19 protein-coding genes and 1 riboswitch are annotated in these 22,732 nt (G+C 63.9%); of the genes, 5 read left to right on the forward strand and 14 right to left on the reverse strand.

Features of this window, described 5'->3' with window-relative positions; all coding sequences use genetic code 11:
• Window positions 1-13 precede the first annotated feature (13 nt).
• From AC1DXU_RS00455 to AC1DXU_RS00520, 14 genes are all read right to left on the reverse strand, one after another.
• A complete protein-coding gene (locus AC1DXU_RS00455; protein ID WP_477362935.1) occupies window positions 14-1,519 on the reverse strand; it encodes an NADH-quinone oxidoreductase subunit M in 1,506 nt (501 codons plus the stop codon).
• Entirely contained in the window at window positions 1,519-3,492 is a 1,974-nt protein-coding gene (nuoL, locus tag AC1DXU_RS00460; protein WP_477362938.1) for an NADH-quinone oxidoreductase subunit L, read from the reverse strand. Before nuoL ends, AC1DXU_RS00455 begins: the two co-directional genes overlap by 1 nt.
• 11 nt (window positions 3,493-3,503) lie before the next feature.
• Window positions 3,504-3,812: an NADH-quinone oxidoreductase subunit NuoK gene (gene nuoK / locus AC1DXU_RS00465; protein ID WP_477362941.1), complete on the reverse strand. Its 309-nt coding sequence runs from the start codon at window positions 3,810-3,812 to the stop codon at window positions 3,504-3,506.
• 1 nt (window position 3,813) lies between these two features.
• Window positions 3,814-4,434, reverse strand: coding sequence for an NADH-quinone oxidoreductase subunit J (locus AC1DXU_RS00470; protein ID WP_477362944.1), 621 nt, complete (start codon window positions 4,432-4,434; stop codon window positions 3,814-3,816).
• A gap of 124 nt (window positions 4,435-4,558) precedes the next feature.
• On the reverse strand, window positions 4,559-5,050 hold the full coding sequence (gene nuoI, locus AC1DXU_RS00475) for an NADH-quinone oxidoreductase subunit NuoI (RefSeq protein ID WP_095204089.1): 492 nt from the start codon (window positions 5,048-5,050) through the stop codon (window positions 4,559-4,561).
• Window positions 5,050-6,093 (reverse strand): NADH-quinone oxidoreductase subunit NuoH, encoded by a 1,044-nt coding sequence (gene nuoH / locus AC1DXU_RS00480; RefSeq protein WP_477311994.1) that lies wholly within the window; start codon window positions 6,091-6,093, stop codon window positions 5,050-5,052. Before nuoH ends, nuoI begins: the two co-directional genes overlap by 1 nt.
• 2 nt (window positions 6,094-6,095) lie before the next feature.
• Window positions 6,096-8,177: an NADH-quinone oxidoreductase subunit NuoG gene (nuoG, locus tag AC1DXU_RS00485; protein ID WP_477362948.1), complete on the reverse strand. Its 2,082-nt coding sequence runs from the start codon at window positions 8,175-8,177 to the stop codon at window positions 6,096-6,098.
• A gap of 115 nt (window positions 8,178-8,292) precedes the next feature.
• The gene (locus tag AC1DXU_RS00490) at window positions 8,293-9,003 is read right to left on the reverse strand and encodes an NADH-ubiquinone dehydrogenase (protein ID WP_477362951.1); all 711 of its coding nucleotides are present in this window, start codon (window positions 9,001-9,003) and stop codon (window positions 8,293-8,295) included.
• A gap of 83 nt (window positions 9,004-9,086) precedes the next feature.
• Window positions 9,087-10,391, reverse strand: coding sequence for an NADH-quinone oxidoreductase subunit NuoF (nuoF, locus tag AC1DXU_RS00495; protein WP_477362954.1), 1,305 nt, complete (start codon window positions 10,389-10,391; stop codon window positions 9,087-9,089).
• A 10-nt stretch (window positions 10,392-10,401) separates the two neighbouring features.
• Window positions 10,402-11,694, reverse strand: coding sequence for an NADH-quinone oxidoreductase subunit E (locus AC1DXU_RS00500; RefSeq protein ID WP_477362957.1), 1,293 nt, complete (start codon window positions 11,692-11,694; stop codon window positions 10,402-10,404).
• On the reverse strand, window positions 11,695-12,885 hold the full coding sequence (locus AC1DXU_RS00505) for an NADH-quinone oxidoreductase subunit D (protein ID WP_477362960.1): 1,191 nt from the start codon (window positions 12,883-12,885) through the stop codon (window positions 11,695-11,697).
• A gap of 9 nt (window positions 12,886-12,894) precedes the next feature.
• Window positions 12,895-13,500, reverse strand: a complete 606-nt coding sequence (locus AC1DXU_RS00510) for an NADH-quinone oxidoreductase subunit C (protein WP_477362963.1) — start codon at window positions 13,498-13,500, stop codon at window positions 12,895-12,897.
• A 5-nt stretch (window positions 13,501-13,505) separates the two neighbouring features.
• Complete coding sequence (locus tag AC1DXU_RS00515) at window positions 13,506-14,087, reverse strand: NuoB/complex I 20 kDa subunit family protein (protein WP_477362966.1); 582 nt, start codon at window positions 14,085-14,087, stop codon at window positions 13,506-13,508.
• The gene (locus AC1DXU_RS00520; RefSeq protein WP_477274832.1) at window positions 14,078-14,443 is read right to left on the reverse strand and encodes an NADH-quinone oxidoreductase subunit A; all 366 of its coding nucleotides are present in this window, start codon (window positions 14,441-14,443) and stop codon (window positions 14,078-14,080) included. Before AC1DXU_RS00520 ends, AC1DXU_RS00515 begins: the two co-directional genes overlap by 10 nt.
• Window positions 14,444-14,775: 332 nt before the next feature.
• Between AC1DXU_RS00520 and AC1DXU_RS00525 the strand changes: the two genes are divergently transcribed.
• From AC1DXU_RS00525 to cobG, 5 genes are all read left to right on the forward strand, one after another.
• Entirely contained in the window at window positions 14,776-15,975 is a 1,200-nt protein-coding gene (locus AC1DXU_RS00525; RefSeq protein WP_477362969.1) for a winged helix-turn-helix domain-containing protein, read from the forward strand.
• Between the two features lie 29 nt (window positions 15,976-16,004).
• Window positions 16,005-16,208, forward strand: a riboswitch (cobalamin riboswitch).
• A 39-nt stretch (window positions 16,209-16,247) separates the two neighbouring features.
• A complete protein-coding gene (locus AC1DXU_RS00530) occupies window positions 16,248-16,676 on the forward strand; it encodes a DUF1636 family protein (protein ID WP_477362972.1) in 429 nt (142 codons plus the stop codon).
• A gap of 2 nt (window positions 16,677-16,678) precedes the next feature.
• A complete protein-coding gene (gene cobW, locus AC1DXU_RS00535; protein ID WP_477362975.1) occupies window positions 16,679-17,716 on the forward strand; it encodes a cobalamin biosynthesis protein CobW in 1,038 nt (345 codons plus the stop codon).
• An 18-nt stretch (window positions 17,717-17,734) separates the two neighbouring features.
• Window positions 17,735-21,271, forward strand: coding sequence for a cobaltochelatase subunit CobN (locus tag AC1DXU_RS00540; protein WP_477362978.1), 3,537 nt, complete (start codon window positions 17,735-17,737; stop codon window positions 21,269-21,271).
• Complete coding sequence (gene cobG / locus AC1DXU_RS00545) at window positions 21,268-22,731, forward strand: precorrin-3B synthase (protein WP_477362981.1); 1,464 nt, start codon at window positions 21,268-21,270, stop codon at window positions 22,729-22,731. Before AC1DXU_RS00540 ends, cobG begins: the two co-directional genes overlap by 4 nt.
• Window position 22,732: the final 1 nt, after the last annotated feature.

Here is a 22,732-nt window from a genome sequence, read left to right on the forward strand (position 1 = left end):
CAAAACCCTTGGGTTAATTCGCTGCCGCGGTCTGCGCGGAGCCGATGGATGCGGTGACATTGGTGACGAGCGTCTTGACCGATTCGGCCGTCGCGTCGAAGACCGGCGCCGGGTAGACGCCGAAGAAGATGACCAGCACGACCAGCGGGTAGATGATCACCTTCTCGCGCGTCGACAGGTCAAGCAGGCCCTTCAGGCTTTCCTTGGTCAGCGCGCCGAAGATCACCCGGCGGTAGAGCCAGAGCGCATAGGCGGCCGACAGGACGACGCCGGTGGCCGCGAAGAACGCCACCCAGGTGTTGACCCGGAACACGCCGAGCATGGTCAGGAATTCGCCGACGAAACCGCTGGTGCCGGGCAGGCCGACATTGGCCATGGTGAAGACCATCAGCACGGTGGCGTATTTCGGCATGTTGTTGACCAGCCCGCCATAGGCGTCGATCTCGCGCGTGTGCATGCGGTCGTAGATGACGCCGACGCACAGGAACAGCGCGCCGGAGACGAGGCCGTGCGACAGCATCTGGAAGATCGCGCCCTGCACGCCTTCCTGGTTCATGGCGAAGATGCCCATGGTGACGAAGCCCATATGGGCGACCGACGAATAGGCGATCAGCTTCTTCATGTCCTCCTGCATCAGCGCCACCAGCGAGGTGTAGATGATGGCGACGACGGAGAGCGTGAAGACCAGCGGCGCGAACATTTCCGAGGCGAGCGGAAACATCGGCAGCGAGAAGCGCAGGAAGCCGTACCCGCCCATTTTCAAGAGGATGGCGGCCAGGATTACCGAGCCGGCGGTCGGCGCCTCGACGTGAGCGTCCGGCAGCCAGGTGTGCACCGGCCACATCGGCATCTTCACCGCGAAGGAGGCGAAGAAGGCCAACCACAGCCATGTCTGCATGCTGGCCGGGAATTGGTGCGTCAACAGCGTCGGGATGTCGGTGGTGCCGGACTGGTAGAACATCGCCATGATGGCGAGCAGCATCAGCACCGAGCCGGCCAGCGTGTAGAGGAAGAACTTGAACGAGGCGTAGACGCGCCGCTTGCCGCCCCAGACGCCGATGATGATGAACATCGGGATCAGGCCGGCTTCGAAGAAGACATAGAACAGCACGATATCGAGCGCACAGAACACGCCGATCATCAGCGTTTCGAGCAGCAGGAAGGCGATCATATAGGCCTTGACCCGCTTCTCGATCGATTCCCACGACGCCAGGATGCAGAGCGGCATCAGGAAAGTGGTCAGGATGACGAACAGCATCGAGATGCCGTCGACGCCCATATGGTAGGAGATGCCGGAATCCAGCCAGGCAAACTTCTCGACGAACTGGAAGCCGGCCTGCGAATTGTCGAAGCCGGCCCAGATGGAGAGCGAGACCAGGAAGGTGATGCTCGTCGTCCACAGCGCGATGGCGCGGATGTTGCGGCGCGCATTCGGGCTGTCGTCATTGATCGGCAGGATGAACAGCACACCAACCAGCGGCAGGAAGGTAACGAGCGAGAGGATTGGCCAGCCGGTCATCAGAGCATCATCCAGGTGACGAGTGCGGCAACGCCAATCAGCATGGCGAAGGCATAGTGATAGAGGTAGCCGGTCTGCAGCTTGACGACGCGGTTGGTGACATCGACGACGCGCGCTGAAACGCCATCCGGACCAAGGCCATCAATGATCGTGCCGTCGCCGGTCTTCCACAGGAAGTGGCCGAGCGCCTTTGCCGGCCGCACGAACAGGACGTCGTAGAGCTCGTCAAAATACCATTTGTTGAGCAGGAAGGCGTAGAGCAGGCGATGGTTGGCGGCGACGCTCCGGGGCAATTCCGGTGAGCGGATGTAGAATTTCCAGGCCATCGCAAAGCCGATCAGCATGGCGATGAACGGCGCCAATTCCACCCACAGTGGCAATTCATGGATTTCGTGCAGGATGTGATTGTCCGGCAGCGTGAACAGCGATGCCTTCCAGAACTCGGCATAGCCCTCGCCGATGAAGGCGCCATGGAAGATCACGCCGGCAAACAGCGCGCCTGCCGCCAGGATGAACAGCGGCACCAGCATGACCGGCGGCGATTCATGGACGTGGTGCATGACCTCGTGGCTCGCGCGCGGCTCGCCGTGGAAGGTCATGAAGATCAGACGCCAGGAATAGAAGCTGGTGAAGCAGGCGGCGATGACCAGCAGAATGAAGGCGAGGCCGGCGACCGAATTGTGCCCGGCAAAAGCAGCCTCGATGATGGCATCCTTGGAGAAGAAGCCAGCGGTGCCGATGACCGTCACCGGGATGCCGACGCCGGTCAGCGCCAGCGTGCCGATCACCATCATCCAATAGGTCTTCGGGATCAGTGCCTTGAGGCCGCCCATCTTGCGCATGTCCTGCTCGTCGGAAACGGCGTGGATGACCGAGCCGGAGCCCAGGAACAGCAGCGCCTTGAAGAAGGCGTGCGTGAACAGGTGGAAGATCGCCGCGCCATAGGCGCCGAGGCCGAGCGCCACGAACATGTAGCCGAGCTGCGAACAGGTCGAATAGGCGATGACGCGCTTGATGTCGTTCTGGACCAGGCCGACGGTCGCCGCGAAGAAGGCGGTGAAGGCGCCGATAAAGGTGACCACCGTCAGCGCCGAATGCGACAGCTCGAACAGTGGCGACAGCCGCGCCAGCATGAACACGCCGGCCGTCACCATGGTGGCGGCATGGATGAGGGCCGAGACCGGCGTCGGGCCTTCCATGGCGTCCGGCAGCCAGGTGTGCAGCGGCACCTGCGCCGACTTGCCCATGGCGCCCATGAACAAGAGCAGGCAGACTATGGTCATCGCCGACTGCTTGTCGAGCGCATGGCCGAGGAAGGTCAGCACGGCCGCCCCTTGCGGAGCGCCTTCAGCGGGAATGAACGTCGCCGCATTGGCAAAAATGGTGCCGAGATTGACCGAGCCGAACAGCACGAAGACGCCGAAAATGCCGAGCGCGAAGCCGAAATCGCCGACACGGTTGACGACGAAGGCCTTGATCGCGGCGGCATTGGCCGACGGCTTCTTGTACCAGAAGCCGATCAGCAGGTAGGAGGCGAGACCAACGCCTTCCCAGCCGAAGAACATCTGCACCAGATTGTCGGCCGTCACCAGCATCAGCATGGCGAAGGTGAACAGCGACAGATAGGCGAAGAAGCGCGGCCGGTTCGGGTCGTGGTGCATGTAGCCGATCGAGTAGATATGGACCAGCGCCGACACCGTGTTGACCACCACCAGCATGACCACCGTCAGCGTGTCGATACGAAGCGCCCATGAGGCTTCGAGCCCGCCGGACTGGATCCAGCGCATCACCGGCACGGTGAACACTTCGCCGTCACCGAAGCCGACGGAGAAGAAGGCGACCCACGACAGTACGGCAGAAATCACCAGGAAGCCGGAGGTGATGTATTCCGACGCCTTGGCGCCAAGCGACGAGCCGAACAGGCCGACGATCAGGAAGCCGAGCAGTGGAAGGAAGACGATGGCCTGATACATGGTGGTTCCCGTCAACCCTTCATCATGTTCACGTCTTCGACCGCGATCGAGCCGCGGTTGCGGAAGAAGACGACGAGAATGGCAAGACCGATTGCGGCTTCAGCCGCCGCGACCGTCAGCACGAACAGCGCGAACACCTGTCCGACGAGATCGCCGAGTGCCGCCGAGAAGGCGACGAAATTGATGTTGACGGCGAGCAAGATCAGCTCGATCGACATCAGGATGACGATGATGTTCTTGCGGTTCAAAAAGATGCCGAACACACCGAGCGTGAACAGGATCGCCGATACGGCCAGATAATGTGCGATGCCGACGACCATCTCAGAGTCCCTCGCCTGTCTTGACCTTGCGAATTTCCATGCCGGTCGCCGGCGTGCGGCCGACCTGGGCCGCGATCGACTGCCGCTTGACGCCCGGCTTGTGGCGCAGCGTCAGCACGATGGCGCCGATCATGGCAACCAGCAACACGAGGCCCGAAATCTGGAAATAGTAGAGATAGTCGGTGTAAAGAATATCGCCGAGCGCGGCCGTGTTTGTCCGTGCGGCAAGATCGGGGATCGGTTTCGAGACCGTCGACGCCAGCTGCGGCGCGAATGTATAGCCGCCGAGCACGACGATCAGCTCCGCCGCCAGGATCAGCCCGACCAGCGCGCCGATCGGCGCATATTGCAGGGCGCCTTCCTTCATCTCGGCGAAATCGACGTCGAGCATCATGACGACGAACAGGAACAGCACCATCACCGCGCCGACATAGACGACGAGCAGGATCATCGCCAGGAACTCGGCGCCGGTCAGCATGAACAGGCCGGCGGCATTGAAGAAGGTCAGGATCAGGAACAGCACCGAATGCACGGGGTTGCGCGACGAAATGACCAAAAACGCCGATGCCACCGCGACAAAGGCGAAGAGGTAGAAAAAGGCCGCCTCTAGTCCACTCAGCATTGGGGATCCCCCGGGTTCCTGTCCGAAACAGGACGCTCGTCCTGTTCGATATTTGCGACCGCCTCCGGTCGGCAAGTTGCGTGTTCCTTAGACGAGGCCCCTCGCCCCGTCCATGCGTCAAATGTCAGCGATAGGGCGAGTCCAGCGAGATGTTGCGCGCCAGTTCGCGCTCCCACCGGTCGCCATTCGCCAAAAGCTTGTCCTTGTCGTAGTAGAGCTCCTCGCGCGTCTCCGTCGCGAATTCGAAATTCGGCCCCTCGACGATGGCGTCGACCGGGCAGGCTTCCTGGCAGAAGCCGCAATAGATGCACTTCACCATGTCGATGTCGTAGCGTACGGTGCGCCGCGTGCCGTCGTTGCGGCGCGGGCCGGCCTCGATGGTGATGGCCTGCGCCGGGCAGATCGCCTCGCACAGTTTGCAGGCGATGCAGCGTTCCTCGCCATTGGGATAACGGCGCAACGCGTGCTCGCCACGAAAACGCGGGCTGGTCGGCCCCTTCTCGTGCGGATAGTTGATCGTCTCCTTCGGCGCGAAGAACTGGCGCATCGACAGGAAGAAGGCGCTGACGAAATCCTGCAGCAGCAGCGATTTGGCGGCTTGGCCAAGAGCGGACATCACGCAAACCCCGTGATCTTGAGGAAGGCTGCAGTGGCGACCACCATGAACAGCGAGATCGGCAGGAACACTTTCCAGCCAAGCCGCATCAGCTGGTCGTAGCGGTAGCGCGGTACGAACGCCTTCACCATCGAGATGCCGAAGAACACAAAGCAGACCTTCAGCACGAACCAGATGACGCCCGGCACCCAGGTGAACGGCGCGAAATCGAAGGGCGGCAGCCAGCCGCCGAGGAACAGAATGGTGGCCAGCGCGCACATCAGCACGATGGCGACATATTCGCCGAGGAAAAACAGCAGGAACGGCGTCGACGAATATTCGACCATGTGGCCGGCGACCAGTTCCGATTCGGCTTCCACCAGATCGAAAGGCGGCCGGTTCGTCTCGGCCAGCGCCGAGATGAAGAAGATGATGAACATCGGGAACAGCGCTAGCCAGTTCCAGTCGAGGAACGTGTTAGGCAGGCCAAGCCGCGTGCCAAGCCCGTCATGCTGCGACAGCACGATATCGGTGAGGTTGAGCGAGCCTGCGGTAAGCAGCACGGTGACGATGACGAAACCGATCGAGACTTCGTAGGACACCATCTGCGCCGCCGAGCGCAACGCGCCGAGGAACGGATACTTCGAATTGGACGCCCAGCCGCCCATGATCACGCCATAGACCTCTAGCGAGGAGATGGCGAAGACATAGAGGATGCCGACATTGACGTTGGCGATGGCCCAGCCGTCATTGACCGGGATGACCGCCCAGGCCGAGATCGCCAGCACCGCCGACACAAGCGGCGCCAGCAGGAAGACGCCCTTGTTGGCGCCGGACGGTATAACCGGCTCCTTGAAGACGAATTTCAACAGGTCGGCGAAAGCCTGCAGCGTGCCCCACGGGCCGACCACGTTCGGTCCGCGGCGCAACTGCACCGCCGCCCAGATCTTGCGGTCGGCGTAGAGGATGTAGGCGACGAAGATCAAAAGCACGACGATCAGCACGACCGACTTCAGCAGGATGATCAGCGCCGGCAGCACGTAGATGGAGAAGAAGGTGTCCATGTCTATTCCGCCGCCTGCCTGAAGCCGTTTTTCGCCAGCGCCGAGCATTCCGCCATCACGGCTGAGGCCCGCGCGATCGGGTTGGTCAGGTAGAAATCCTTGACCGGCGAGGTGAACGTACCCTTGTTCAGCCGCCCGCCGAGCTTCGCCACTTTGGCGATGTCGTCAGCGTTTCCGGCCGCAACCTGGTCGATGCGAGCGAGATGCGGGTAGTCGCGATAGAGCTTGGCGCGCAATTGCGGCAGCGAATCGAACGGCAGCTTCTTGCCCAGCACATCCGACAGTGCCCTTAAGATCGCCCAGTCCTCGCGCGCATCGCCCGGCGCGAAGCCGGCGCGGTTGGTCTGCTGCACGCGTCCTTCGGTGTTGACATAGGTGCCCGACTTTTCGGTGTAGGCAGCACCCGGCAGGATGACGTTGGCGCGGTGCGCGCCCTGATCGCCATGCGTGCCGACATAGACGACGAACGCGCCGCCGGTCTTGGCCATGTCGATCTCGTCGGCGCCGAGCAGGAACAGGACATCCATCTCGCCCAGCATGCCGGCGACATTCTTGCCGCCCTCGCCCGGCACGAAACCGAGATCGAGGCCGCCGACTCTGGCCGCCGCATTGTGCAGCACGGCAAAGCCGTTCCAATCGGCACGCGAGGCGTTGACGGCGCCAGCCAGCCTGGCCGCCTGGCCGAGCACGGCCGCGCCATCCGAGCGCGCCAGTGCGCCCTGGCCGACGATGATCAGAGGATGCGTCGCCTTTTTCAGCACCTCGAAGAACTTGCCATTGCCGTCGGCCAAATCCTTCAGCGATTCCGGACCGGCGCCCAGCTGTTCGTAGTCGTAGCGCGTGTCGCCGATCTCGCCGATGACGCCAACCGGCAGATTGCCGATGCGCCAGCGCTTGCGGATGCGGGTATTGAGCACCGACGCCTCGAAGCGCGGGTTGGCGCCGATGATCAGCACCGCGTCGGCCTGCTCGATGCCTTCGATGGTCGGGTTGAAGATGTAGCTGGCGCGGCCGAGCGACGGATCGAGCGCTGCGCCGTCCTGGCGGCAATCGGTATTCTTCGAGCCGAGCGCGGCCATAAGCTGCTTCAGCGCATAGATTTCTTCAACGGCAGCAAGATCGCCTGATATGGCGCCGATCTTCTCGGGCGCCGCCTTTGACACCGCGTCCTTGATCGCCGCAAACGCCTCGGCCCAGCTCGCCGGAACCAGCTTGCCGTCCTTGCGCACGTAGGGGCGGTCCAGGCGCTGCGTGCGCAAGCCATCCCAGATGAAGCGGGTCTTGTCGGAAATCCACTCTTCGTTCACCGCCTCGTTGACGCGCGGCAGGATGCGCATCACTTCGCGGCCTCTCGAATCGACGCGGATCGCCGAACCGACCGCGTCCATCACGTCGATGGATTCGGTCTTGGTCAGCTCCCATGGCCGTGCCTGGAAGGCAAACGGCTTCGAGGTCAGCGCGCCGACCGGGCAGAGGTCGATGACATTGCCCTGCAATTCCGAGGTCATCGCGCTTTCGAGATAGGTGGTGATCTCGGCATCCTCGCCGCGGCCGATCAGGCCGAGTTCGGAAATGCCTGCAACTTCCGTGGTGAAGCGGACGCAGCGCGTGCAATGGATGCAGCGGTTCATCACCGTCTTGACCAGCGGCCCGATATACTTGTCCTCGACCGCGCGCTTGTTCTCTTTGTAGCGCGAGGAATCGACGCCGAAGGCCATCGCCTGATCCTGCAGGTCGCACTCGCCGCCCTGGTCGCAGATCGGGCAATCCAGCGGATGGTTGATCAGCAGGAATTCCATCACGCCTTCGCGGGCCTTCTTGACCATCGGCGTGTTGGTGAAGATTTCCGGCGGCTCGCCATTCGGGCCGGGGCGCAAATCGCGCACGCCCATGGCGCAGGAAGCCTGCGGCTTGGGCGGCCCGCCCTTCACCTCGATCAGGCACATGCGGCAATTGCCGGCGATCGACAGCCGCTCATGGAAGCAGAAGCGCGGCACTTCCGCGCCAGCGTCCTCGGCCGCCTGCAGCAGCGTGTAGTGGTCGGGTACAGTGATCTCTTTCCCGTCGACCTTGAGCTTTGCCATCAATTGCCCCCGGCGGTTTTCGCCGTCTCATCTGCCTGAAAAAGATCGCTCAACCTGATGCCATTCATCATCATGCCGGCGATCTCAGCGTTTCTATCTTCAATTTGCCCCGCCCCTACTTCTTGGCCTTGGCGGCCAGCACAAGTGCCGCCGCCTGACGGGCCCACTCATCGCGGCCGATGCGGCCGTTGAGCGACAAATAATCCTCGACCCAGGCGATCTCTTCCGGCGTCCAGGCGGCGACCTGGGCAAATGTCCAGATGCCGAGGCCGTTGAGCACCTTTTCCAGTTTCGGTCCGACGCCCGTTATCGCCTTGAGATCCGACGGCTTGTCCGGCCGGTCCATGCCCTTGGGCTGCCTGAAATCGTCCGGCAACAGCCCGTTCGCAGCATTGCCGACGACAGCGCTCGTATCGGGTGCTGCCGGCGCCTCGCTCACGGTACGGGCGGCGATGTCGGTCACGTCTTGGGCGAAGGTCTGCGCCTCGGCTATCAAGGTTTTGGTCGCCGCGCGCGCCTTGGTGGACGAGCTTGTCGTGGCTTCCGAAAAGCGTTCGCTTCTTGCCTCGAAATCATCGACGATCGGCTGGAAAAGCCGCTGCGAGGCCTCGGCGGCACCTGAAAGCGCACCCATCCAGACGCCAAAAGCGTGGTTGGCCAGCCCGATGCCGAGCGCCGACATTGCGGCGGCACCCGCGACAGGGTGCGCCAAAAGGTTGACGGCGCTGGCCATCTCCTTCGGCATCATCCTGGTCAAATCCTGGTTCATCTTCTCGAACTGGTCCATGTCGGGCATCAACGGGTAGGGTATCGAATACGGCGCCATCGGTATCTCCTGGTCGTTTCTTCGTATGCCCCGCCCCGGTATTTCAGTCTCGGGCGTTTCGGCCCGTACTTCGAACTCTTCTTCTACTCCGCCGCCACCATCACCGGTTCGGCCCGATGCGCGTTGCGTGAAAACTCGTCGATGCGCCGCTCCACCTCGCCGCGGAAATGCCGCATCAGGCCCTGGATCGGCCATGCCGCCGCGTCGCCCAGCGCGCAGATCGTGTGGCCTTCGACCTGCTTGGTGACGTCGAGCAGCATGTCGATCTCGCGCTTTTGCGCCTCGCCGCGCACCAGCCGCTCCATCACCCGCCACATCCAGCCGGTGCCTTCGCGGCACGGCGTGCACTGGCCACAGCTTTCGTGCTTGTAGAAGTAGGAAAGCCGCGCGATCGCTTTCACGACATCCGTCGACTTGTCCATGACGATGACGGCCGCCGTGCCGAGGCCCGACTTCAGGTCACGCAGCGCATCGAAATCCATCGGCGCGTCGATGATTTGCTCTGCCGGCACCAGCGGCACCGAAGCGCCGCCCGGAATGACCGCCAAAAGATTGTCCCAGCCGCCACGGATGCCGCCGCAATGCGTCTCGATCAGCTCACGGAACGGGATCGACATCGCCTCTTCGACGGTGCACGGATTGTTGACGTGGCCGGAGATGCAAAACAGCTTGGTGCCGACATTGTTGGGCCGGCCAAAGGACGAGAACCACGACGCTCCGCGGCGCAGAATGGTCGGCGCGACAGCGATCGATTCGACATTGTTGACCGTCGTCGGGCAGCCATAGAGGCCGACATTGGCCGGGAATGGCGGCTTCAGCCGTGGCTGGCCCTTCTTGCCTTCGAGGCTTTCGAGCAGCGCCGTTTCCTCGCCGCAAATATAGGCTCCGGCGCCGTGATGCATATAGATATCAAAGTCATAGCCGGATGTGTTGTTCTTGCCGATCAGCTTGGCCGCATAGGCCTCGTCGATGGCGCGCTGCAGCGCCTCGCGTTCGCGGATGAATTCGCCGCGCACATAGATGTAGGCGGCGATCGCACCCATGGCGAAGCCGGCGATCAGGCAGCCCTCAACCAGCGTGTGCGGGTCGTGGCGCAGGATGTCACGGTCCTTGCAGGTGCCGGGCTCGGATTCGTCGGCATTGACGACGAGATAGCTCGGCCGGCCGTCGCTCTGCTTGGGCATGAACGACCATTTCAGTCCGGTCGGGAAGCCGGCGCCGCCGCGGCCGCGCAGGCCCGAGGCCTTCATCTCGTTGACGATCCACTCGCGCCCCTTGGCGATCAGGCCGGGCGTGTTGTCCCAGGCCCCGCGCGAAATCGCGCCGGCCAGCGACTTGTCGAAGCGGCCGTAGATGTTGTTGAAGATGCGGTCTCTGTCCTGAAGCATTGTTCGTCCCTCAGACCGGCTTCTTGCCGAAGACGCGGATGTATTCGGCGACCCCGCCCTTGGCGAGCGCCTTGGCCTGCTTGACCCAGTCGTCGCGGTCGATGCGACCGTGGAAAGCGAGATAGCCGTCCACCCACTCGCGTTCGGCCTTCTTCCAGGAAGCGACCTGCGCAAAGGTGAAGATGCCGAGCGTATGCAGGATACCCTCGATCTTCGGCCCGACACCGGAGATCAGCTTGAGATCGTCGACCAGCGCCGGCTTTTCGATTCCGGCCGGACGGTTCTTGTCCTCGAGCGACGGCTTTGCCGGCTTGGCGCTGGCGCCAGCTTTCGCCGGTGCAGCCTTGGCCTCCGGCGCCTTGAAGGCGGCAGCCGGCTCGGCCTTGGCCTTCGGACCATTGCGCTGCTTAGTGACCTTTTCGACCTCGGGTGCTGCCTTATTGGCGTTGGCGGCCGAATGCAGCGGGGCCGAAACGCTCGCCGCCTTCTCCACAGCCGGGGCAACCTTCGTTGCCGAAGGCGATTTCAGCGCCGGGCTGGTTTCGGGCGCATCGGTCTTCGGCTTGCCGGCATTCGACGGTGCCACGGGTGCAGCCGGCGCCGGGGCTGCCGGTGCAGCAGCCGACGCCGCATCCTGAGCTGCCTTGGCGGCTGCCCTGTCTTCCTTGTCGCGGGTCGTCTTGAGGATCGCCTTTTCGCTCTTCAGCGTCGTCAGACCGGTGATCGGCTCCGACGTGGTGCGGCCGTTCTGCGGTCCTGGCTGGACCTGTGCGCCCTTGCCGGCGCCGTAGAGATCGATGATTTCGGTAAGACGTTCCGGCGTCAAATCTTCAAACGTGTCCTTGAAGATCATCACCATCGGCGCGTTGACGCAGGCGCCGAGGCACTCGACCTCTTCCCACGACAGCGTACCCTTGTCGTTGGTGTGGAACTGGTCGTGATGGATTTTCGACCGGCACACGTCCATAAGCGCTTCCGAGCCGCGCAGCATGCAAGGCGTGGTGCCGCAGACTTGGATATGCGCGCGCGTGCCGACCGGGTTCAGTTGGTACTGCGTATAGAAGGTCGCGACTTCCAACCCCCTGATGTAGGGCATGCCGAGCATGTCGGAGATGGTCTCGATCGCCGCCTTGGTCACCCAGCCTTCCTGCTCTTGCGCCAGCATCAGCAGCGGGATGATCGCGGATTGCTCGCGGCCCTTCGGATATTTCTTGATCCATTGCTTCGCCGCTGCCGCATTCGCCCTGTTGAAGGCGAAGGAGGCTGGCTGGACGGCTTGCTCTGCGAGACGGCGGACTGACATTTAGCGATCGACCTCACCAAACACGATGTCGAGGGAACCCAATATGGCGGTGACGTCGGCCAGCATGTGGCCGCGGCACAAAAAGTCCATGGCCTGCAGATGCGCGAAACCTGGCGCACGCAGCTTGCAGCGATAGGGCTTGTTGGAGCCGTCGGAGACCAGATAGACGCCGAATTCGCCTTTCGGCGCCTCGACGGCCGCATAGACCTCGCCGGCCGGCACACGGTAACCCTCAGTGTAGAGCTTGAAGTGATGGATCAGCGCTTCCATCGAGCGCTTCATCGCCTGGCGCTTCGGCGGCACAACCTTGCCGTCGAGGTTCGACACCGGGCCGTTGAGTTCCTTGCCAAGCAAAAGATCGACGCACTGGCGCATGATCTTCGCCGACTGGCGCATCTCTTCCATGCGCACGAGGTAACGGTCGTAGCAGTCGCCGTTCTTGCCGATCGGAATGTCGAAATCCATCTCGGAATAGCATTCATAGGGCTGCGACTTGCGTAGGTCCCAGGCAGCGCCCGAGCCGCGCACCATGACGCCCGAGAAACCCCAGGCCCAGGCATCGGCGAGCGACACAGTGGCGATATCGACATTGCGCTGCTTGAAGATGCGGTTGGGGGTCAGCAGTTGGTCAAGGTCATCGATCGACTTGAGGAACGGATCGATCCATTTGCCGATATCCTCGACCAGCTTCTGCGGCAGGTCCTGGTGCACGCCGCCGGGCCGGAAATAGGCCGCATGCATGCGCGAGCCCGAAGCGCGCTCATAAAACACCATCAGCTTTTCGCGCTCGACGAAGCCCCAAAGCGGCGGCGTCAGCGCGCCGACGTCCATCGCCTGCGTCGTCACATTCAGGATGTGCGACATGATGCGCCCCATCTCCGAATAGAGGACCCGGATGAGCTGGCCGCGCTTCGGCACCTCGATGCCGAGCAGCCGCTCGGTGGCGAGTGCAAAGGCATGCTCCTGGTTCATCGGCGCGCAATAGTCGAGCCGGTCGAGATAGGGCACCGCCTGCAGATAGGTCTTGTGCTCGATCAGCTTTTCGGTGCCGCGATGCAACAGCCCGATATGCGGATCGACGCGATCGACCACCTCACCGTCGAGCTCCAGCACCAGGCGCAAAACGCCATGCGCGGCGGGATGCTGCGGTCCAAAATTGATGTTGAAGTTGCGGACGGAGGTTTCAGCCATTCTGGCGCCTCAATTCGTCTTGGCTTTTTCATCCCCGGGAAGAACGTAGTCGGTTCCCTCCCATGGGCTCAAAAAGTCGAAATTGCGGAATTCCTGCTTGAGCTCAACCGGCTCGTAGATGACGCGCTTGGCCTCGTCGTCGTAGCGCACTTCGACGAAGCCGGTCAGCGGGAAATCCTTGCGCAGCGGATGACCCTCGAAGCCGTAGTCGGTCAGGATCCGGCGAAGGTCGGGATGGCCGGAGAACAAAACGCCGTAGAGATCGTAGGTCTCGCGCTCGAACCAGTCGGCGCCTGGAAACACGCCGGTGATCGAGGGCACCATGGTTTCCTCGTCGGCCTGAACTTTCAGGCGGATGCGCACATTCTGCTTCGGCGACAGCAAGTGATAGACGACATCGAAGCGCTTGACCCGCGACGGATAGTCGGCACCGCAGACGTCGATGATCGAAATGAACTGGCAGCGCGCATCGTCGCGCAGGAAGGTCACCACCTCGATCAGATCGCCCGGCTCGACCGCGACGGTGAGTTCGCCATAGGCGAACACCGTATCGCCGATCCGGCCGGCCAGCTTTTCACTCAGATAAGTCGACAGTTCGCTCAGGGATGCAGTCATTGGGCCTACCGTTCGATCGTGCCGGTGCGGCGGATCTTCTTCTGCAGTAGAAGAATGCCGTAGAGCAGCGCTTCCGCGCTTGGCGGGCAGCCGGGCACATAGATGTCGACGGGCACGACGCGGTCGCAGCCGCGCACCACCGAATAGGAATAGTGATAATAGCCGCCGCCATTGGCGCAGGAGCCCATCGAGATGACGTAGCGCGGCTCCGGCATCTGGTCGTAGACCTTGCGCAGCGCCGGCGCCATCTTGTTGGTCAGCGTTCCCGCGACGATCATGATGTCGGACTGGCGCGGAGACGCGCGCGGCGCAACGCCGAAGCGCTCCGAGTCGTAGCGCGGCATCGAGGTGTGGATCATCTCGACCGCGCAGCAGGCGAGACCGAAGGTCATGAACATCAGCGAACCGCTGCGCGCCCAGGTGATCAGCGCCTCGGTCGAGGTTACGAGAAAGCCCTTGTCGGCCAGCTCATTGTTGATTTCGAGGAAGAACGGATCGTCGGAACCGACCGGTCGACCTGTATTGGGGTCGATCAGGCCCTTGGGCCTGGGCGCGACGAGCGTGCCGGAATTGTCGCTCAATCCCATTCCAGCGCTCCTTTTTTCCATTCATAGGCAAAGCCGATGGTCAGCACCGCCAAAAACACCATCATCGACCAGAAGCCGAGCATGCCGATTTTCGAGAAGGAGACCGCCCACGGAAACAGGAAGGCCACTTCCAGATCGAAGATGATGAACAGGATCGACACCAGGTAGAAGCGGATGTCGAATTTCATGCGGGCATCGTCGAACGAATTGAAGCCGCACTCATAGGCGGAGAGCTTTTCCGGATCGGGATTGCGGTAGGCCACCAGGAACGGCGCCACAAGCAGCGCCAGGCCGACGACCAGCGCCACGCCGATGAACAGGACGATGGGCAGATACGAACTCAAAAGTGCGGTCATGCAGCAGCTTTCCGTTGGCGGCCAATCCACTCTGATTACAGCAACGAACCCTAATGCGGAAGCGTGACAGTTTAACCGCTGAACCGTTTTAAGTGCCTATGCTGCAACGCGGCGAGGGTTAGCGCAGCGCTTTCGGCGAAGCAAGTCAAACCTTGTTCAAAACACGGTGCTGGACGGCACTTCGGAAGAAACTGGTCCGTTCCGCTCCTGTTTGATTTCCTTCACTTTCTACTCCACTTTTCTCTCCTGACATGGATCTCGCCAAAACCCTGCTAGCATGACGCGGAATCACCGGCTCCTTTTGCTCGAAAATCATCAGAGTCCCGTCTCCCATGAAGGAAAAGATATCGCTCGCCATGGCCCGCCGCATCGCGTTGGCGGCTCAAGGATTCAATGATGCCCGCCCCGCCGGCACGCCCGACCGCCGCCACTTCGCCCGCGTGCTTTCCCGCACCGGCCTGCTGCAGATCGATTCCGTCAGCGCCGTGGTGCGCGCCCATTACATGCCGCTCTACTCGCGCCTCGGCCCCTACCCGCTGGCTTTGCTCGACAACGCCGCCGTGACCCGCAAGCGCACAGTCTTCGAGTACTGGGCCCACGAAGCCTCCTTCCTGCCGGTCGAGACATACCCGCTGATGCGCTGGCGCATGCAGCGAGCCGAGAGCGGCGGGGAGATGTATCTGGGCCTGGCAAAATGGGGCCGCGAACACGCCGCCTATATCGAAGAGATCTATCGCCAGGTCGTTGACCGGGGTCCGATTGCTGCCTCGGCGCTCGAGGGCCAGAAAGGCTCTGGCGGCTGGTGGGGCTGGAGCCACGCCAAACACGCCTTCGAATGGCTGTTCTGGGCCGGCCGCATCACCACGGCGTCGCGGCGCGGTTTCGAACGGTTCTATGATCTGCCCGAACGCGTGCTGCCACAGGCGATCCTCGACTTGGCCGTTCCCGCCGCCGAGGATTCGCACCGCGAATTGTTGCGCATTTCCGCTCGCGCCCACGGCATCGCAACAGCCAGCGACCTGCGCGACTACTTCCGCCTTTCCCCCGCCGATATGAAGAGCCGCCTCGAGGAACTGGTCGAGACCGGCGAACTTTTGCCCATGCGCGTCGAGGGCTGGGACAAGCCGGCTTACCTCCACAAGGACGCCCGTTTGCCCCGGCGGATCGAGGCGCGTGCCTTGCTGGCACCCTTTGATCCGGTGGTTTTCGAGCGGACACGCACCGAAAACCTGTTCAACTTCCGCTACCGCATCGAGATCTACACGCCGGCCGACAAACGCCAGTACGGCTACTACGTGCTGCCGTTCCTGCTTGGCGACAGGATCGTCGCCCGCGTCGACCTCAAAGCCGACCGCCCCGCCAGCGTGCTGCGCGTCCATGCCGGTTACGCCGAGCCCGGCGCACCGGCCGAAACCGCAGCAGAACTGTTCGAAGAATTGAAGCTGATGCAGGGTTGGCTCGGCCTTGAGCGTATCGAAGTGACACCCGCCGGCGATCTCGGCCAGCCGCTCGCCGACATCGCGGCGTCGTAGACGCGCGTTGACACGCCTGCATACACAAGCCTAAATCCGGTTCAGACGGTCTCTTCTCTTCAAAGGGAGGAGCCAAGAGGGAATGCGGTGCGGGATTTCGATCTCAAATCCGCGGCTGTCCCCGCAACTGTAAGCGACGAGCCTGGGCCGAAAACCACTGGGTAACACCGGGAAGGCGGCACCCAAGGCGATGACCCGCGAGCCAGGAGACCTGCCGTCTAGGACATAAAGTATCCGATCGCCTGGCGGGTTTTCCGGGCAAGGAGCATGATTTGGAACGCGACAGCAGTTTTTCGGCTGAAACAGCGGATATTTTGTCCGGCAACAGCGACGCGTTGGCCGGCGTCACTGTAATTGTCTGCGCCTCGTGCCGCGACGAGACCGGCTCCGACGCCCACCCCCGCGCCGGCGAACTGCTCGCGCAAGACACGCGCCGTGCCGCAGCGAATGAAGATATCCGCATCCGCACCGTCGAATGCCTCGGCAATTGCAAGCGACGCCTCAGCGCCGCCATCCTGCGCGACGGCTGCTGGAGCTATGTCTTCGGCGACCTGACCTTGACCAGCGGCGCCGATCTCGTCGCTGGCGCCAAACTCTTCGCCACCTCGACCGACGGCCTTATCCCCTGGCGCGGCCGCCCCGATAGCCTCAAGCGCGGCCTCGTTGCCCGCATCCCTCCTCTCGACCTGCTGAAGGACTGACCATGAACGCTTCCGTTTCCCGTGTTCCCTGCACCGTCGTCACCGGCTTCCTCGGCGCCGGCAAGACGACGCTGGTCCGCCATCTCCTGGAAAACGCCGGCGGCAAGCGCATTGCCATCATCGTCAACGAGTTCGGCGACATCGGCATCGACGGCGAGATCCTTAGGGGATGCGGCATCGACACCTGCCCGGAGGAAAACATCGTCGAACTGGCCAATGGCTGCATCTGCTGCACCGTCGCTGACGATTTCGTCCCCGCGCTCGACCAGATCCTCGCGCTGACGCCGAAGGTCGACCACATCCTGATCGAAACCTCGGGCCTGGCGCTGCCCAAGCCGCTGGTCCAGGCTTTCCAATGGCCGAGCGTGAAGAGCCGGGTGACTGTCGACGGCGTCATCGCCGTGGTCGACGGCCCGGCGCTGGCCGAGGGCCGTGTCGCCAACGACATGGACGCCCTGCAGGCGCAGCGCGCCAAGGATGAGACGCTAGACCATGACGACCCGGTCGAGGAACTGTTCGAGGACCAGATCGCCTGCGCCGACCTGATCATCCTGTCGAAGAGCGATTTGATGGACGCCGCCGGTTCGGCCCGCGCCAACGCCATCATCAACGAACACTCCGCCCGCGCCGTGAAAATCGTGCCGACGTCGCATGGCAAGGTCGATCCCTCGGTGCTGCTCGGCCTCGGTCTCGCCGTCGAGGACGACATCGAGAACCGCAAGTCGCATCATGACGGCGCATTCGACCACGAGCACGACGACTTCGACACCTTCATCGTCGACATTGCCTCGATCGCCAATCCGGATGAGCTGGCAAAGCGCGTCGCCACCGCCGCCGAAGAAGAAAACGTACTGCGCGTAAAAGGTTTCGTCGAGGTCGGCGGCAAGCCGATGCGGCTTTTGCTGCAGGCCGTCGGTCCGCGCGTCAATCATTACTACGACCGCGCCTGGACCGCTCAAGACGACCGCCGCTCGCGCCTGGTCGTCATCGGTCTGAAGGGGCTGAACCGCCCGGCAATCGAGCGTATACTCGCCGGCTGATCTCAGGCACGAGCCGCGATGCACATCCTCACCACCACATCCGCCTCGCTCGACGATCTCGCCGAGCCTGTCGATCTCCGGCAGACGCCGGCGGATGTCGTAGCGCTGTCCTTTACCGATAGCGATCTGGCCGGACTGGCGGCAGCGTGGAAGGCCGACGCGGCACGCCTGCCGTCGATGCGGCTGGTGGCACTGCGCGACCTGCGCCATCCGATGTCCGTCGACCTCTGGGTCGACAGCGTCGCCCGCCACGCCAAGATCATTCTGGTTCGCATTCTCGGCGGCTATGAGTGGTGGCGCTATGGCTGCGACCAGCTCGCTTCCACCGCCCGCGCACGCGGCATCAAACTGGCGCTGCTGCCCGGCGAGAGCCACGACGAGGATCTGCGCCTGATCGAAGCCTCGACGCTGCCGCGCGAAGAGCTCGATGCATTGCTGGGCTATTTCCGCGAGGGCGGCCCGGCCAATATGAGCGGGCTGATGCACAGGCTGGCGGGGTTGGCTGGGTCCGAGGTTGCGGCTGCCGAGCCGGTCAGCGTGCCTAAAGCGGGCTACTACGAGCCGGGCCATGGCGTCGTCCCCCTCCCCCTCGAGGTAGAGGGAAAGGTCGTGCCGATTCTCTTCTATCGCTCGATGCTGCTCGCTGCCGACGTCGCGCCCATCGACGCGCTTTTGGAAGCGCTCCGCCAACGCGGCATGGCCCCCGTCCCGATCTTCGTCTCCAGCCTGAAGGACCCGGCATCCCTGGCCTTCGTGGAAACCGCGCTGGCCTCCCTGAACCCTGCCGCCATCATCACCGCCACCGCCTTCGCCTCCGGCGCCGAGCCGGGTGTCGAAACCCTGTTCGACCGCGCCGGCGTGCCTGTCTTCCAGGTCATCGTCGCAACCACCCGCCGCGACATCTGGCAAAACAACCAGCGCGGCCTGGCGCCCGCCGACCTCGCCATGCATGTCGTGCTGCCCGAACTCGACGGCCGCATCCTCGCCGGCGCGATTTCCTTCAAGGGCGAGAGCGAGACCGACCCGGCATTGGCCTTCCGGGCCTTCGCCAACCGGCCGGAGCCCGACCGCGTAGCGCAGGTGGCGAACCGCGTTGCGGCTTTCATCAAACTCCAACAGACACCGCGCGCGACGCGCAAGCTCGCGATATTGATTCCCGACTATCCGAGTGCGCCTGGCCGCACCGGCTATGCCGTCGGCCTCGACGTGCCGTCCAGCGTGCTGGCGATGCTGCACGACTTGAGGGAGCAGGGCTACGTGGTTGAGGGGATTCCGCAAACGGCGCGGGAATTGCTGGATCTGCTGGAGCGGAGCGCTCATAGGTTGGGGCTAGCGGAGTATCTCGCTCTTTCGAGGGAGCTGCCGACGGCGGCAATTGCTGCGGTAGATGCCGCATGGGGCAAGGCGGAAGAGACAGGTTTCCGCGAGGCGCCCCCCTCCGTCCTGCCGGACATCTCCCCCACTTGGGGGGAGATTGGCAGCTCCGCTGCCGGCTCCCTTCCTGCAACGTTTGAGATTGGCGAAAGCGCCGATGACGGCCCAATCTCCCCCCTTGTGGGGGAGATGTCCGGCAGGACAGAGGGGGGCGCGACAGAACGCCGGCCTTCGCCACGCGCTGGCGAAAAACACTTCCCCTTCCAAGCCGCCACCTTCGGCAACATCACCGTAGCCCTCGCCCCCGATCGCGGCCGCTCTGCCGACCGCCGCGCCGACTACCATGATCCGACCTTGCCGCCGCGCCATGCGCTGATCGCCTTCGGCCTGTGGCTGCGCAAATCCCTCGGCATCCATGCCCTCATCCATGTCGGCGCCCATGGCACGCTGGAATGGCTGCCGGGCAAGACCGTTGCACTCTCGGAAAACTGCTTTCCCGAGATCGTCACCGGCCCGCTGCCCGTCATCTATCCCTTCATCGTCTCCAACCCGGGCGAGGCAGCGCAAGCCAAGCGGCGTATTGCAGCCGTCACTCTCGGCCACCTGCCGCCGCCGTTGGCGGGCGCCGGCCTGGACGAGAACCAGCACAAGCTTGAACGCCTGGTCGACGAATATGCCCAGGCCGACGGGCTCGACCGCCGCCGCCGCGACCGGCTGGCCAAGCTGATCGTCGAGACCGCGCAAAAGACTGGCCTCGCCTCAGAAGCCGGCGTTGCCAAGAGCGACGCGCCCGACGAGGCGCTGCGCCGCATCGATGCCTGGCTCTGCGACCTCAAGGATTTCGCCATCAAGGACGGCCTGCACATCTATGGCCGCGCGCCCGAGGGCGAGGCCGACCCCATGCGCCGGCAAAGCGCTGCGGCCGAGAAGGCTGCTCTCCTCGCGGCGCTCGACGGCCGCCACGTCAAGGCCGGCCCGGCCGGCGCGCCAGCGCGCGGCCGACGTGACGTGCTGCCCACCGGCCGCAACCTCTTCACCTCGGACCCGCGCACCATGCCGACGCCGACCGCCTATAATCTGGGCAGAGCGGCGGCGGAAGAGGTCGTACGCGGCTATATGCAATCGCATGGCGACTGGCCGCGCTCGCTGGTCATCGACCTCTGGGGCTCGGCCTCGTTGCGCACCGGTGGCGAGGAGATCGCGCAAGGCCTGGCGCTGATGGGCTGCCGGCCGCAATGGGATTCGGCGACCGGCCGCATCACCGGCATCGAGGTGCTGCCGCCGGCTGCCCTCGGACGCCCGCGCGTCGATGTCACCTGGCGCATATCCGGCCTGTTCCGCGACATGTTCCCGACCCAGATCGCGCTGATCGACGCCGCCGCAAACGCCGTCGCCGCGCGCGACGAGGAGGATTCGGAAAACCCGCTCGCCGCCAAAACCCGCGCCGACGGCAAGATCAGCCCGCGCATTTTCGGCACCTCGCCCGGCACCTACGGCGCCGGCGTCGAGGATCTTTTGGCAAGCGGCGACTGGGGCGCGCGAGAAGAAATCGGCCGCGCCTATCTCAATGCCACGTCGCATGCCTATGGCGGCGCCGAGGGCGAAGGCGTTTCAGCGCCCGGCGCCTTCGAAACCCGCATCGCCGAGGCTGATCTTCTCGTCCACACCGGCGACGACCCCGGCCGCGACATCCTCGAAGGCTCCGCCGACGTCGCCTTCATCGGCGGCTTTTCGGCAGCCCTGGCCGCCCTCGGCAAGAACGCCGACGTCATCGTGCTTGACACCACCGACCCGCAGAAGCCGAAGCCGCGCTCGGTTGGCGAGGCGGTGGCCCGCGTCGTACGCGCACGTGCGGTCAATGCCCGCTTCATTGCTGGCCAGATGCGCCACGGCCCGCGCGGCGCGTCGGAATTCGCCGAGACCGTCGACCGTCTCGTCGGCTTTGCCGAAACCACGCACGCCATTTCAGGCGCGCTGATCGAAGCCGTGCATGACGCCTATGTCGGCGACCCCGATGTGCGTGCTTTTATCCTGCGCGAGAACCCGGCCGCCGCCAAAGTCATCGCCGAGCGTTTCCTGTCGGCGCGGCGACGCGGTCTATGGCATCCCTTGCGCAATTCCATCGACGACGATTTGGCGGCATTGATTGCCGAAGCCCAGGCGCTCGGGGTGGCGGCATGAACGCCTTCTCGCGCCGTGGCGCCTGCCCTGCTCTGTCCGCGCCGATGCAGACCGGCGATGGGCTGCTGGTACGACTCAACCCGGTGGCGGGAGGATTGTCGCCGAAGCTTTTGATCGGGCTAGCCGAATCCGCCCTGCGGCACGGCAACGGCATCATGGAAGTCACCGCCCGCGGCAGTTTGCAGATCCGGGGGCTGACGGCGGACAGCGCCACGCGGCTGGCGGCGGAGGTCGACGCGCTGGGCATTGCCGTGCGCACGGGTGTGCCGGTCGAGACAGGGCCGCTGGCCGGTATTGATCCGCAGGCGATCGCCGATCCCCGGCAGTTGGCGGATCGGATCAGGGCGGCGGTCGAGGAAGCCGGGCTGACGGGAAGGCTCGGGCCGAAGGTTTCGGTGGTTGTCGACGGCGGTGGGCAACTGACGATGGACGCGGTGACGGCCGATGTCAGGCTGGGTGCTGTGTCTGCCGGCGCTGGCGCCCTCTGGGTTGTAGCTGTCGCTGGCGACGGCCAACGCGCAAACCTGGTTGCGACGGTCGAGGAAGATGCAGCGCGCGATATTGCTGTTGCGGTGCTCAGGATGGTCGCCGAAAAAGGCCGTGAGGCCCACGCGAGGGATTTGTCGGAGAGGCAACTGGCATCTCTCGCCGGTTGGCATTCCTTCGCGCCCCCCTCTGTCCTGCCGGACATCTCCCCCACGAGGGGGGAGATTGCTCTGTCATCTGCGGTTTCGCCGATCTCCAGCGCCCCTGGAAGAGAGCCGCCGCCTGAGCTGCCAATCTCCCCACCCGTGGGGGAGATGTCCGGCAGGACAGAGGGGGGCGCGAAGGAACTCCGGCCTATCGGAACCTTTGACCTCACCAACGCCGCCACCGCCCTCGGCATAGCCCTGCCCTATGGCAGCATGCCGGCCGACAAGCTCATTGCCCTCGCCCAAAGCGCCCTCGCCCATGGCGCCACCGAAATCCGCCTCGCCCCGGGCCGTGCCGTGCTCTTCCTCGGCCAGCCACCGGCCGCCAATCAACCCCTTCAGGATACAGCCGCCTCCCTCGGCTTCGTCACCTCCCCCACCGACCCGCGCACGCGCATTGCCGCGTGCCCCGGAACCCCGGCCTGCGCCTCCGGCCGGATCGCAACCCGCGACATCGCCGAGTCGATCGCCGCTGAAAACGCCGACATCCTCGACTTCACCTTGCACATTTCCGGCTGTGCCAAGGGCTGCGCTCACCCGGGCCCGGCCGCACTCACACTGGTCGGCGGCGAAAACGGAGCCGGACTTGTCGTGAACGCGACGGCAAAGGCCCTTCCTGCCGGCTACAGGCCGGGCTATGACGCCGCGCGCGGCGTCAGTCGCGTCGCCGCGATGGTCCGCAGCGCACGATTTCAGGGCGAAACAGCCGCCGCTTGCCTGATACGGCTCGGGCCGGCGGCAATCGCCGAAGCTTACCGACAGGAATGAA

It is taken from the genome of Mesorhizobium sp. P3_A10 (genome assembly GCF_056403175.1).